Genomic DNA, 12347 nt, shown 5'->3' on the forward strand with positions numbered 1-12347 from the left:
CCATCATTTACATCGTCGGTCTCGTCGTCATCATCGGCGTCATCCTGTCTTATTTCGGACTGCGCTGAAAGACGGCAAACGCACAAGCCAGGAACCGCTACCAATTCAATAGCTGCTTGCGCACGCCCATCATGCGCAAGCGCCGTTTTTCATCCAAAAATCAGCGGCATAGCCCCGTCACGCGGTCCTGAGGGCTGCAGGCGCTGGGTTTGGCGGTCGTCGTCGCTGTTGCGGTACCGCCCCGGCAATTGGCCAACTCCGCTTTGACCTTGTCGGAATACTGCCATCCTGCGGCCACCGGCGGCAGGCTTGACCCCGGCTGCCAGCTCAAGGATTTCCACTTGGCATGGCCGCGTTCCTGCAATAAACCGAACTTGCTGCAAAACTGGTCAGCAAAGTCCTTGATGAACTGATTGCGCTGCGGGTCGGCGAAATTGGCGGTGATCAAATACGAGTCCACTGCCAGCGTGGCCGACTCGTTGCCCGCGATATTGAGCAGCGGGTAGCTGGCTTTTTGAATCGCCGCCTTCTGGTAATCCTGCAGCACCTTGGCCGCGCCGGGTTGCGACGCATCGAACTTCAGCAGTTTCAAGTTGGGCGGCATGTTTTTTTCCAGCAGCGCCAGCGGTTGCCCGCCCACCAGCACCATCACATCAATTTTCGGATAGGCCTTGTAATACGCCGGGTCGCTCAGCGACATCAGCGCCGAGCGGCGGCGCTTGGTGCCTTCGTCCTCGCCCGTGGCGGTGGTGTTGATGAAGGGCTCGACGGCGTTCGGCCGCTCCTGGAACAGCTTGCTGTAGATGTTCAGCGCCGTCAGGTAGGTGCCGCTTTTCTCCACATCCATCCACAAGGGCTTGCCCTTGATCTGGTGGATGAACTCCATCGGGTCGTCCTTGCGCACCAGGAAGTGGATTTCCTCCTTGTACAGCGGCATGAACACGCGCAAATTAGCCAGCAGCTGCGCATATTCGCGGCGCGTGGCCTCGGGCACATCCTTCGAGTCGCGCAACTGCACGAACGACGAATACACGTCCGACTGCACGATGGCCAGCGTCACGCCCTTGGTGCGGCTCATGTCTTCCACGTTCGCCCACGAGCCGCGCGAGTCTTTCACTTCCAGCGCCGGGTTGACGAAATCGCGCAGGTTGTTGCCGATGGCGTAGTAGGTTCCCGTCTTGCCGCCCGTGACGATGCTCTCGGCGCTGGCCGGCAGCGCTGCAGCGGCGGCGCAAATGCCCGCCAGAACGATCAAGCCGCGCGTCCATTTTTTCGGTGACTGGTTCATTTTTGCTAACCCTGTGGAGATATTGAAAGGATTTACTGGGCAGGACGGCGGCACAGGCCGACGCGCTCGTCGGCTTCCGAACAGTTGCCGCTGACTGGCGGCTGGGCGGCGGGCTCGACCTTGGGCGGCGCCTGGGGCTGCTCGACAGCCACGGGCGGTGCCGGCTCAGACGCCGGGGCCTTCTTCATCAGCGACCAGCCAATGCCGCCTGCGGCGAGCAGCAGCACCAGCAGCAATGCGCCCACGGCCAGCGCCTTCGAGTTGCCACCCGCCTGCGGGCCGGCGTCCATCAGCAGCAGCGGCTTGCCGCATTCGGTGCAAACAAAATCCTGCCCGTTGGGCACGTCAACCGTGGTGCGCGCATCGGCCAGCGAACAGTTGCCAAAGTTCGAACACTTGCCGGATTTGCCGGTGAAAGATGCCATCGGGACGTTCCTCCTGTTGTTATAAAGATTGCAAAAAAGCAGCGGATCAGGCCGCTTCACCTTTGAGGATCGCCACGGCGCGCCGCCCGGCGTCCAGGAAGCGGCGGTAAGTCTCGTCCTGGATGTTGCCGCCGCGCGCCGCCTTGATGCTTTCCACCTCGGCCAGGATGGCCCGCTGCACCTCGCCGCGCCTGTCCTGGTGCGCATAGCCGGCGCCGGCCAGCATGGCGTTGCACACCGACTTGACGGTGTGCAGCGTGTCCAGGTCGATGCCCTCGGCGCTGGCGACAAAGCTCTTGCCCAGCGCCACCGGGTCGTTGTCGAAACCGTCGGCGTCCTTGGTCAGCAGCAGCACCTCATCCGCGCCCGTCGCCGGGTTCTTGCCTTCGTGGATCAAACCCAGCGCCTTGGCCAGCAGCAGGTAAGGCAGCGCCTGCAACCGCACCTCGGCGCTCGACGCCACGAACAGGCGCGGCCAGGCGCTGCCGTCGCCTTCGGTGTGCAACTCCAGCCGGGCGCGCGCGCCGCCGGTGTCGATGCGGCGGCGGTATTTTTCTTCCAGGAACTTGAGCGGCTTCAAATAGCGCAGCGGCAGCAGGTTGGTGATAGACACCAGCGTGATTTCATTCGGCCGGCCATCGGACTCGATGATTTCCACGTCGCCGGTCCGGGCCTCGCGCAGCGCGCCCTTCAGCACTGTGGAAAATTCCGCCTGTTCGGGCGCACGCGGCAGGATGACGGTGAACTTGCTGATGGCCGTCGGCACGCCCACCGCAATGCCCGGCGCGGCGCGGTGGATTTCCAGCGGTTCCAGCGCCATGAAGTTGCCGGCGCGGCTGACCAGGTCGCTGACATAGCTTTTCAGCTCCTGCGGGTCGGCGCCGTAGCGGTCCCGCAGCTTGTCGATGATCGACATGCCCAGCAGCCGCTCCTTGGGGTTTTGCACCAGGTTCTGGTGCGCGATGTGGGCGTTGTCCTCGCACACCGTCTCCAGCACATCGAGGAAGGTCGATTCCGGCACGCGCTGGTTGAACTGCGCAAAACCGCCATCCGGGCCGATTTTCTCGACCAGCGCGGCGCGCACCCGGCCGGTCTGCGTCTTTTGCTCAGCCTCGTCGAGCACCAGCCGGCGGCTGACGGACTTGACCTGCAGCGGGTCGTAAAAGCGGATCAGGTGCTGGCGCAGGTCGCCCGAGCCGGCGTCGTTGAGCCGCGCCTGGATGCCGGTCTCGAACTTTTTCAGCGATTGCTGCAGCGTGTTGGCCACGCGGTCCACCTCGCCCTTCAAATCCGTGATCTCGGCAATCACCTCCATCAGCAGCGCCTTGGCAAAGCCCCAGCCTTCGGCGCGCGTGCGGTACACATACATTTCCTGCAGATGCACGCCTTGCGCATCGAGCAGGCTGTCGGGCGTTCCCAGCAAGTGCCTGGACAGCAAACTCATGCCCGACCATTTCTGCAGGTTGCCCAGCACGCGCGACTGGGCTTGCTCTTCGGCGTTGCGGGCGCGCACCACGTTCTCGTCGCAGGCCTTGAGGCGCTCGTCCAGCGTCTCGGTCAGGGCAATCAGGAGGCGCGACACGTCCCAGGCAGACTTGGCGCCGACCTTCCATTCGTTCACCAGTTCCTGCTCGATACGGCTGCGAATCTCGCGCGCCATGTCTTTTCGCGCCTTGAGCTTGGTGCGGTAAAAGCCCGGAACGCCCAGCGTGCGGTAGTCCTCCTGAAAGCGCTTTTCGCACAGCTTGGTCAGCTCGTCGAGCCAGGTCGCCTGCTCACGCTCGCGCACCAGCGACTTGAAATTCGGGATCACCGCTTCCCACTCGCCGGTGAACGACTTCCATCGTTTGTTGGCCACGTCCTCGGGCAAAATGCCCAGCGCCAGCGTCAGGTGGTCGTCCGACAGCAGCCAGCGCTGCTGCGTTTCCTTTTGCTGCACGAACTCGTGAAAGTCCTGCTTGCGCGGCTCGTCGATGAAGCCCGTCGAAGACTGCCAGTGGTTGAAGCGCAGCTGCAGCGCTGCCTGCCGGGCAAAGCTGTAGGTCAAATACTCGCTGATTTCCTCTTCCGGAATCGCCAGGCGCTTGATGCCGAAGGTCAAGAAGCGCTTCGAGCGCTCGGGCATGCGGCCCTGCGGCGCGGTCTCGGGCGAGCCGTCGCCGTTCTCGGCATTCTCCATGCGGCCCAGCGACGCCCAGTTGACGTTGTGGACCGCGACGATCTTCTGGTACAAAAAGTCGGCGACGATGCCCGGCAAATCCTTGTCCACATCGACCGTCAGCCCGTTTTCGTTCTCGTTGGTGAAGACGAAGCAGCCGTTGAACGGGTCGTTCAGCGTAAGCCGCTCCTTCACGCCGGTCACGTCGTAGGGCCGGTAGCTGCCGACCGACATGGCGTTGAGTTCGGTCAGCGCGGCAAAGCCGTTGGCGTGGTAGTTGCCCGTGTCCCAGTTGGGGTGCGGGTAGGCGTCGGGCAGCAGCGCGTAGACCAGGATGCGAAAGCGCCGCGAATCGGGGTACAGGTCGCGCAGCTGCGCCACCGCGTCGATCACGCTGCCGCTGCCCGTGCCGCCGGCCAGCCCGAGCACGATGTGAAAGGTCACGTCCGTCTCGCCGCTTTGCTGCAGCAGCTTGACCTGCGTTTGCACCTGTTCGCGGTAGTTAGACGCCTTGCAGGCAAACAAGAAGCGGCCCAGCCGGCGCTTTTGCCCGCCCAGCGTGGCGCCGACGATGCTGTTGAGGATGTCGCGCCACGCCTCGGGGCTGCCCAGCCAGTGCTTGAGGCCGGGGTAGCTGTCAAGGTTGTCCAGGCGCGAGGTCAAATTGGCGTCGGTGATGAGCAGCTGGCTGGCCTTGGGCAGCTGCACCGACGTGCCCAGCGTCTTCCACGTCGGGTCGTCCATGCCCATCATTTCGCTGGACGAATCGACATACAGGTAGCCGATGCCGACATCGGGAATCGCGCTGCCGTGGAATTCCTGGTACAGGCTCTTGCGCAGGGCGCGGATGATTTTGCCCCCCGTGCCGCCCAGCCCGATGATGAAGTGATTCATGCGCCGCCAACTCCCTGGTTTTTTGATGGAGGAAATTTTCAATTATGGACCATGGCTCGCGTCGTACCGTGGGTAGCCATTGCGTTTTTTGCTATTTTTTTGATAGCTGCTTATGCATATACAACCTGCGGAAGCAGCTTGTTTGACTCATAATTTTTGTGAAATGCGCCTAAAAACCTGTCCGATGAGGCAATGCGGGCGCTTGCGCCGGCAACGCCCCCATGGCTTCACGCAAAAGCCCAGGCGCGACAAAAGCGCGACAGAAGCGCGACACTTTTTTGTCGCGCAATTTTTCAATACAGCACCAAACTTGCCAAGACATCAAAAAGGAATCTGCCATGCCCACCCCGATTGAGCACGAGGAGAGCGAACTTCTTCAGGCCTTTGAGCAAGGCCAACTGAAATCCATCGCCAGCAAAAGTGAGTTGGCCAAATTCAAGGCGGTCGCCAGAGCCACCGCCGATCAGACGCTGGCTGACCGGCGGGACTTCCCCTTGAGCGATGCGCAGTGGAACGAATTCCAGCAAGCCCTTGACCGGCCCGTGCAGGCCAAGCCGTGCCTGCAAAACCTGTTTTCCAAGCCGGGAGTGCTGGATTGAGCACAGCGGGCTTGGAGGCAGTCAGCAAACCGCAGGCTGCCGATGCCGTCGAAGTCAGCCAATAAGGCCAGCCCTATTCAATCGCAGCATCTTCGCCCGTCAACTCTGCAATGTCGGCTTCGAGTTGCTTTGCCTGCGCTTGCAGTTCGGCGATCTCGGCGGCCATCGCTTCCCTCTGACTGGCGGCGACTTCTTCGAGCAAACCGGGCGTCTGCGTACACAACTGGCACAGTTCAAACTCGGCACTCTCATGCAGCGCATTGCGTGAATCCAGCGTGGTCACGATCTCCAGCTGGAGCGTGTCCAGCAAACGACGCAGGTTTTTCAGTTCAGCCTCCTCCCCGAAATCCAGGCTGACCCAGCCGTGACGCAAGATAAAACCGTGCGGGTCGTGGGCAATCTCGCGCAGGCGCGCCATGTCGCCGTTTTCCCGCGCCTGGTTGATGGCGCTGGTGAGGTGGTGGTAGGTTTCCAGCTTGTCGGGCTGGTGCGCAAAACGGTCAGGATGGTAGAGGCGAACGAGCTTTTTCCACAGCGTCTTGAGTTCCGCTTCTTCGTCGCCGCTCAAGGCTCTGCGGCTGGCTGCGGCCGTCTGGGCTTGTTCATAGTGGGCGTCGGACTGGGCCTTGGCCTGGGCGTAGTCTTCGTTCACCTGCGCCGCTTCGTCTTCACCGCTGCGCAGCAGGGTTTTGAGGTAGAGGCTTCGGTAGTCAATCACCAGTTTGAGCCGGTCCCGTTGTTGGTAATGCCCGCGCACCAAGTTAAAAATGGCCGCCTGCGTCAGGTCAACGGCGTGGCGGTCTTGCATGTAGCCCGCTTCCAGTTCCGCCAGTTGCGCGCGCGCGGCGGCAATCAATTGGCGCAAAGGGCCGATTTCGGGGTTGACAAACACCACGACGCCCGCCTGCGGGGCGGCTGATCCGGCGACGGGTGGCATATTGCCGCTGGCTGCCGCCGTCACCGTGACAGGGGTTTCGCCCTGGTCATCAACACACTCAAGCTGCTGCAGATACCAGCGGCCCATGCTGGCGCTGCGCGAATTCGCAGCGTTCGACAGCCACTGCAGCCAGCCCCGCAAGGCGCTGTCGGTGCGGGCGTCCTGCACCTGGCGGCCCTTGAATTTACCAAAGGCAATGCGCGACGGAAACCATTCAGCTTTGGCATAGGCGCAAATACCGGCCCATGAATCGAGCTGGCGCTGCTCGGCAATCGGACGCAGCACCTTGGCCATCAGATCGACGACGGTTTCAACATCGCCCAGCGCGGTGTGCGCGCCGCGTTCAGGGAGACGGTAATACTGGCGCAGGGTTTGCAGCTTGCAATTGCCCGCCGGCACCGGGTCAAGCAGGCGCTGCGCCAGCCGCAGCGCGCAAAACCCGGCGCTCACCATCGGCGTGATGCCCAGCCGCTTCCATTCGGGCAACAGCACCTCGTCCAGATCGTATTCCAGATTGAACGCCACCAGCGGCAGGCCACCCGCGTAGGCGGCGAAGTCGCGATAGACGACAGCGGCCGGTTCCCCGTCGCGCTCCAGGATTTCCCGCGTGTAGCCGTGAACACGGGAAGACGCCGGGGGAATGTCCAGGTTTTGATTGAGCAGCCGGCGAAAAGGCGGCCCTTCGGGCAGCCAGCCGCGCATTCTTTGCGCGCCAAGTTCAACGACAAAAATCGGCGCGGTGATGCCGGTGGTTTCGGTGTCTATTAACACCCATTCTTTGCTATTCATTTTTTAGAAATTCTGGGTGGGGAGTTTTTTGAGGGTGATGGATGGATCGCAGTAAAAAATCCACAAATGTCCAAGCCCTCGAATGTCGAGTTCAACGAGTTGGTTGTTACAGCACGAAAGCTCACATAGCACGGGCACCGTCGAAAGATCTAGCTCAACGAGTCGGTTGTTGTCGCACAAAAGCTCAGTTAACGCGGGCACCGCCGAAAGATCGAGTTCAACGAGCTGGTTGTTGTCGCACAAAAGCCAATTTAACGCGGGCACCGCCGAAAGATCGAGTTCAACAAGCTGGTTGTTGTCGCACGAAAGCGAAGTTAATGCGGGCACCGGCGAAAGATCGAGTTCCGCAAGCTGGTTGCTGCTGCACCAAAGGTAAGTTAACGCGGGCACCGCCGAAAGATCGAGTTCATCAAGCTGGTTGTTGTTGTACGAAAGCGAAGTTAACGCGGGCACCGCCGAAAGATCGAGTTCATCGAGCTGGTTGTCGCCGCACCGAAGCACTGTTAACGCGGGCACCGCCGAAAGATCAAGTTCATTCAATCCAATACTTGAGCAGTACAGTCTATCCAGCGATGGCATGCGAAGAGCTAGTTGCGCGGTACTCTTCCCCATGAAGGCAAGTTTTTTAATTCCCAGCCCATCCACCCATTCAAATACCGAAATTGGCAAAAGATTGAAGTCCCATACCAAAGTGACAATTCTTCCATCCTCAACTAAGAACGCTATTTCTTCACCAACAAATTTGTAAGACAAGGACTCAACCACCTCAACAAAAACTTCTGACTCAACCTCGAACGCCTTCGCCCAAATCAAAATCTGCCTGTAATCCGGATCACGAAATTCATACTCTCAGATGCGAAAACGCGCTGCCGCCAGCGACTTTTCTCGCGCCCGTACCAAAGCCAGCGCGTCGGACACCATCCCGGACAGGATGCTTTTCGGTCCGCTGCCAATGTTCTCCAGCCCGCCAGACGGTAACGGGATCAGCGCATTGCGTTCTTTGTCGGTCATCAAGGGTTCTTTCTTGCTTTTGGGTGGTGAGGACGGCATCGCAGGGCGTGACAGCATCCGGGGTTATAGGCAACGGATACGGCAGTCCACGAAACATTATGTGACATCCAGCGCGTTTGCCGCTGCGGCTTGTAGGTCGTGAATTCGGTGGCCACTCGCCGTTTTAGCCTCTAAACAGCTACTAATTTAATAGCTTGCTACGCATATCCAGCGTGCTTTAGCGCCATATTTAATTAAAAACTTGGCAGAACTGTCCCCGCTTGCACGCCTGCCAAGTCAGAAAAAATCCCGGAAAACACACTGCATTTGTCGGGACTTTAAGAAGACCGTGCTTGGCTGTGACAGCAGAAAGTCTTGATCCGCTAAATTTCAGGTTTGCCTTGAATGGTTGAGCAAAAACTTACGCTCAAGCGAACAACGATACTTAACTATTTTCGTTAGACCCTTTCCCCTCCGCAATGCCATTAAATTGAGCCGAAGCCAGCGTTCTAAGCTCTTATAAATCAACAACTTACGAGCATTCTTTCGGTGACTCAAGGCTTAACTTAATAGCATTGCATCCGAGGGTCCATGTCGAAAAATCAGGAACATTAATGCAAAAAATTATTGATTTAGCTGCAGTGAAATTGATTCATATTATTGAGTCAAAAAAGGATAGTAAAAAAGTTGCATTGCAATTTATCCTTGAAGAACTTGATGCAGCTAAAGATGCGTCTAGTTTTATAAAAGATCGGATTAAGAGTTTTTATATAAATGAAAGCGAATATAGCGGAGCTTTGAATAAAAGTTGGGATAATGTTGACGGCCGGGATGGTCCTCAACAGTTTCTTCTGCTTCTAACAATGGCATTGTCGGAGCGTGTCGGCATAGAAGCCGCTGCAATAGTTCGGATATCTATTGTCGAATATATACTTCACCACTATAAACTCGGAAGGTATTACGCCAATAGTGATATTAAAATTGCCTCAAAACCCCTTAAATTATTTAAAGTTATTGCTAAAGAGAGCAAGTTAAATCCCAACTTTAAATTCTTGTTAAGCGAAGAAAACATACCTATACGGGATGTTATTTCACGCTGGGCAGGTGGATTTGAAGATCGAGATAATAAATTTAATTACGAATTTCAGACAACATTTAATTCATCCTTTTGGGAGCTTTACTTATTTCAGTGCTTTAAAGATCTAAAGTTATCTGCAGACTTCTCCAAAGCAAGTCCCGACTTTACGGTTAAATCTGAACGTGGTGAGGTCGTCATTATTGAGGCAGTTACCGCCAATCATGCTGAAAATTCTGATCCAGAATGGTTTAGCAAAAGCAGAACAAATAACGTAATAGATGACAAGCACTTCATAAGTTTTGCGTGTGTACGGATATTGAATTCCATCACAGAAAAACACAAAAAGTACATCGAAAAATATTCCGAATTTGAGCACGTAAAAGGCAAACCATTTGTTGTTGCTGTCGCACCATTTGAGCAGCCATTATTCTTTATGCAAAATAATGAGGCAATTATACGAGTACTATACGGCCAAGGTATCGATTCTAGCAATGGGCTTCAAGAGGCCTCTGTTCCTTTTGTTATGAAAAATGAATTGAAGCTTCTAGATTTGGGTTTATTCAAAAATGATAAGTTTAAGGAGATTAGTGCCGTCATTTTTTCTTCAATAGCAACTATTGGCAAAGCGATAACTCAAACTGAATTGCCAAGAGATATCAGGGTTAGTCGTTTTCATGAAGAAAAAGGTTTAATAATGGACATTAAGCTCAATGACGAACATTTTGAAACTCACCTAGATGGATTACAGATTCATCATAATCCTTATGCGGGAATTAAGCTAAATCCGGATATATTCAATCGCCATGAAATTACCCACTATTTTTATGACCCTATAAAGAAAAAAATATACAATCAACAAAATAGCTACACGATAATTTCGAGAAATATATTTTCTGTGTAGTGTTTTTATTGAACTAATTCTGCTCGCCTAGAAAATTAATCTGGGCTGATTTTTTAGTGGGGGAGTTTTTGAGCGTAGCCGACGGATAGCAGGCAAATCTCTTCAGATTGTCAAAGTGTCGAGTTTGACAATCGGATTACTGACACTGAAGCATCCTAATCCCACGTCACCAAGGGACGTTCGGTGAAGTTGCGCGGACTGGCCCTGTAAACAACACTCTATCGGCCTGCCTTGACGAAAGCAGTAGAGACTTCGTTCAGTTCTCGAGAATTTCATCCATTGGATAGTCGTGTGGTGGTTCCTGCGGTTGATCGCTCTTCTTGAAGGGTGGCATTTTTGCCAGCTCTTCCGCTTCGGCCTCCGTCATAAACGGGTTTATTCGCATCCACTCTTCCTTGGTATATATGATTATTCTGTCTGGTAACTTTTCCCGTACTCGCGCCAAAGCCAGCGCGTCGGACACCATCCCGGACAGGATGCTTTTCGGGCCGCTGCCGATGTTCTCCAGCCCGCCAGACGGTAACGGAATCAGCGCATTGCGTTCTTTGTCGGCCATCAAGGGTTCTTTCTTGCTTTTGGGTGGTGAAGGCTGCATTTGTGACTGATACCGCGTGACAGCAAACATTATGTAACCGCCACCGCTTCATAACGCCAGAGCCAGCACCCGCGCTCCACGCTGAAAATTGATGACAAAAGGCACACATTACACTAACATCGCACCATGAAGCCTTTCCGCTGGAACCCCGAGAAGAACGATGTACTCAAGAAAGAACGAGGCGTGTCTTTTGAAAGCATGGTCGTTGCCATTGAAGGGGGCGGCCTGCTCGACATCCTTGCCCATCCCAACGAGCAAAAATACCCCCGGCAACGAATCCTGGTCGTCGCCCATGACAGTTACGCCTACCTAATTCCGTTCGTCGAGGAGGACGACTATTTCTTTCTTAAAACCGTCATCCCCAGCCGCAAGGCGGCCAGAGACTACTTGAACCAAGGAGCCGACGATGCCCAGCCAAATTGATCACGAAGACAGCGAACTTCTTCAAGCCTTTGAGCAAGGCGAACTGAAGTCCATCGCCAGCAAAAGCGAGTTGGCCAAATTCAAGGCGGCTGCCAGAGCCACCGCACTGAAAGACCGCCGGGTCAACATCCGGCTATCGTCGGGAGACCTTTCCGACATTCAGGTCAAGGCGCTGGAAGAAGGCATTCCCTATCAAACGCTCATTGCCAGCGTGCTGCACAAGTACGTAACGGGCCGCTTGACAGAGCGCCCCACTTCTTCCTCATGACGCCAGCGCCCGCCCTGCCCGCCCCCGCCACGCTTTACCCCGCCCTGGCGCAGGTGCAGCCGTCGCTGGCCGGCCTGCATCCGGCCATCGCGCCCGTCAGCGTTCCAGCCGGCACGGTGCTGTTCACTGAAAACACCCCCTGCCAGGGCTTTCCACTGGTGCTGCACGGCGAGATCAAGGTGTCGCGCAGTTCGGGCGATGGCCGTTCGCTGGAGTTGTACCGGGTGGTGCCGGGCGAGCTCTGCCTGGTGTCGTCGGCTTGCCTGTTTCGTGTGCAGCCGCTGTCGGCGCATGGCGTGACGACCCGGGCCAGCACCTTGCTGATGATCTCGCCCGACGTATTCAACCGCTGGCTGGAAACCCCGGCCTTTCGCAATGAGGTGCTGGGCCTGTTCGCCGAACGCATGGCCGACCTTACCGGCCTGATCGACGCGGTGGCGTTTCAACGGCTGGACCAGCGGCTGGCCGCCGCGCTGCTGGGACGGGGGCCGAATCTGGCGCTGACGCATCAGGCGCTGGCGGACGAACTGGGCACGGTGCGCGAGATCGTCTCGCGCCTGCTGCGCCGCTTCGAGCGCGAAGGCTGGCTGGAACTGGCGCGCGAGCGCATCCACATCCTGGACAGCGCCGCCCTGCGCGCCGTGGCCGCCGGCCTGCCCGCCTGATCTCTGCGAATGAAGGCTGCGGGTTTGCGTGACCTATGTCACAGACCCGCAGCGCGTTGACGAGTCCAATTCAAGCCATCAACCACTTCACTTCAGGGAAAACAGCCATGAAATCCAACGTCGGCGGCATCGACCGCATCCTTCGCATCGCCATCGGCCTGGTGCTGATCGGCTTGAGCGTGTCCGGCACCATCGGCGTGTGGGGCTGGCTCGGCGTGGTGCCGCTGGCCACCGGCCTGATCGGCTGGTGCCCGCCTTATGCGCTTTTCGGCTGGAACACCTGCGCGGTGAAAAACAGAAGCTGACCGCTTCAGCGCACCGCGCACCCACGGCCTTT

At 56.9% G+C, this 12347-nt stretch carries 13 protein-coding genes; 6 read left to right on the forward strand and 7 right to left on the reverse strand.

What is annotated here, in order from left to right:
- Positions 1-160: 160 nt before the first annotated feature.
- The 3 genes from EC86_RS0111150 to EC86_RS0111160 are packed head-to-tail and all read right to left on the reverse strand — an operon-like array spanning position 161 to position 4765.
- A complete protein-coding gene (locus tag EC86_RS0111150) occupies positions 161-1288 on the reverse strand; it encodes a TAXI family TRAP transporter solute-binding subunit (protein WP_029525707.1) in 1128 nt (375 codons plus the stop codon).
- A gap of 32 nt (positions 1289-1320) precedes the next feature.
- On the reverse strand, positions 1321-1713 hold the full coding sequence (locus EC86_RS0111155) for a hypothetical protein (RefSeq protein WP_029525708.1): 393 nt from the start codon (positions 1711-1713) through the stop codon (positions 1321-1323).
- Between the two features lie 46 nt (positions 1714-1759).
- Entirely contained in the window at positions 1760-4765 is a 3006-nt protein-coding gene (locus tag EC86_RS0111160; protein ID WP_029525709.1) for a tubulin-like doman-containing protein, read from the reverse strand.
- A 338-nt stretch (positions 4766-5103) separates the two neighbouring features.
- On the opposite strand from EC86_RS0111160, the gene EC86_RS26100 reads away from it, so the two are divergent.
- Positions 5104-5364 carry a type II toxin -antitoxin system TacA 1-like antitoxin gene (locus EC86_RS26100; RefSeq protein WP_084181545.1) on the forward strand — a complete coding sequence of 87 codons (261 nt, stop codon included), beginning with the start codon at positions 5104-5106 and terminating at the stop codon, positions 5362-5364.
- 73 nt (positions 5365-5437) lie between these two features.
- Here the strand turns inward: EC86_RS26100 and EC86_RS0111170 are convergent, their stop codons facing one another.
- The 3 genes from EC86_RS0111170 to EC86_RS28790 form a co-directional block, all read right to left on the reverse strand.
- Positions 5438-7090: a 3'-5' exonuclease gene (locus EC86_RS0111170; RefSeq protein ID WP_029525711.1), complete on the reverse strand. Its 1653-nt coding sequence runs from the start codon at positions 7088-7090 to the stop codon at positions 5438-5440.
- 3 nt (positions 7091-7093) lie between these two features.
- Entirely contained in the window at positions 7094-7843 is a 750-nt protein-coding gene (locus EC86_RS0111175) for a leucine-rich repeat domain-containing protein (protein ID WP_156955300.1), read from the reverse strand.
- Positions 7844-7939: 96 nt separating this feature from the next.
- Complete coding sequence (locus EC86_RS28790; protein WP_156955301.1) at positions 7940-8101, reverse strand: hypothetical protein; 162 nt, start codon at positions 8099-8101, stop codon at positions 7940-7942.
- A 593-nt stretch (positions 8102-8694) separates the two neighbouring features.
- Between EC86_RS28790 and EC86_RS28795 the strand changes: the two genes are divergently transcribed.
- The gene (locus tag EC86_RS28795; protein ID WP_156955302.1) at positions 8695-10059 is read left to right on the forward strand and encodes a hypothetical protein; all 1365 of its coding nucleotides are present in this window, start codon (positions 8695-8697) and stop codon (positions 10057-10059) included.
- Between the two features lie 256 nt (positions 10060-10315).
- On the opposite strand, the gene EC86_RS0111190 is transcribed toward EC86_RS28795, so the two are convergent.
- The gene (locus EC86_RS0111190) at positions 10316-10615 is read right to left on the reverse strand and encodes a hypothetical protein (protein ID WP_029525714.1); all 300 of its coding nucleotides are present in this window, start codon (positions 10613-10615) and stop codon (positions 10316-10318) included.
- 165 nt (positions 10616-10780) lie between these two features.
- Here EC86_RS0111190 and EC86_RS0111195 point away from each other — a divergent pair, with 165 nt between their 5' ends.
- The 4 genes from EC86_RS0111195 (at position 10781) to EC86_RS0111210 (ending at position 12315) form a co-directional block, all read left to right on the forward strand.
- Entirely contained in the window at positions 10781-11077 is a 297-nt protein-coding gene (locus EC86_RS0111195; RefSeq protein WP_029525715.1) for a BrnT family toxin, read from the forward strand.
- Positions 11061-11345: a hypothetical protein gene (locus EC86_RS0111200; protein WP_029525716.1), complete on the forward strand. Its 285-nt coding sequence runs from the start codon at positions 11061-11063 to the stop codon at positions 11343-11345. Before EC86_RS0111195 ends, EC86_RS0111200 begins: the two co-directional genes overlap by 17 nt.
- Entirely contained in the window at positions 11342-12010 is a 669-nt protein-coding gene (locus tag EC86_RS0111205) for a Crp/Fnr family transcriptional regulator (protein WP_036772119.1), read from the forward strand. Before EC86_RS0111200 ends, EC86_RS0111205 begins: the two co-directional genes overlap by 4 nt.
- Positions 12011-12117: 107 nt before the next feature.
- Positions 12118-12315: a YgaP family membrane protein gene (locus EC86_RS0111210; RefSeq protein ID WP_029525718.1), complete on the forward strand. Its 198-nt coding sequence runs from the start codon at positions 12118-12120 to the stop codon at positions 12313-12315.
- Positions 12316-12347 lie beyond the last annotated feature (32 nt).

Origin of the sequence: Polaromonas glacialis (assembly GCF_000709345.1) — a bacterium.
Classification (GTDB): domain Bacteria; phylum Pseudomonadota; class Gammaproteobacteria; order Burkholderiales; family Burkholderiaceae_C; genus Polaromonas; species Polaromonas glacialis.

Bases quoted from the DNA above. Each gene is read 5' to 3' on its own strand.
- EC86_RS0111155 (WP_029525708.1), bottom strand. From the start codon at position 1,713: ATGGCATCTTTCACCGGCAAATCCGGCAAGTGTTCGAACTTTGGCAAC.
- EC86_RS0111150 (WP_029525707.1), bottom strand. From the start codon at position 1,288: ATGAACCAGTCACCGAAAAAATGGACGCGCGGCTTGATCGTTCTGGCG.
- EC86_RS28790 (WP_156955301.1), bottom strand. From the start codon at position 8,101: ATGACCGACAAAGAACGCAATGCGCTGATCCCGTTACCGTCTGGCGGG.
- EC86_RS0111210 (WP_029525718.1), top strand. From the start codon at position 12,118: ATGAAATCCAACGTCGGCGGCATCGACCGCATCCTTCGCATCGCCATC.
- EC86_RS0111195 (WP_029525715.1), top strand. From the start codon at position 10,781: ATGAAGCCTTTCCGCTGGAACCCCGAGAAGAACGATGTACTCAAGAAA.
- EC86_RS0111190 (WP_029525714.1), bottom strand. From the start codon at position 10,615: ATGGCCGACAAAGAACGCAATGCGCTGATTCCGTTACCGTCTGGCGGG.
- EC86_RS0111160 (WP_029525709.1), bottom strand. From the start codon at position 4,765: ATGAATCACTTCATCATCGGGCTGGGCGGCACGGGGGGCAAAATCATC.
- EC86_RS26100 (WP_084181545.1), top strand. From the start codon at position 5,104: ATGCCCACCCCGATTGAGCACGAGGAGAGCGAACTTCTTCAGGCCTTT.
- EC86_RS0111170 (WP_029525711.1), bottom strand. From the start codon at position 7,090: ATGAATAGCAAAGAATGGGTGTTAATAGACACCGAAACCACCGGCATC.
- EC86_RS0111205 (WP_036772119.1), top strand. From the start codon at position 11,342: ATGACGCCAGCGCCCGCCCTGCCCGCCCCCGCCACGCTTTACCCCGCC.
- EC86_RS0111200 (WP_029525716.1), top strand. From the start codon at position 11,061: ATGCCCAGCCAAATTGATCACGAAGACAGCGAACTTCTTCAAGCCTTT.
- EC86_RS28795 (WP_156955302.1), top strand. From the start codon at position 8,695: ATGCAAAAAATTATTGATTTAGCTGCAGTGAAATTGATTCATATTATT.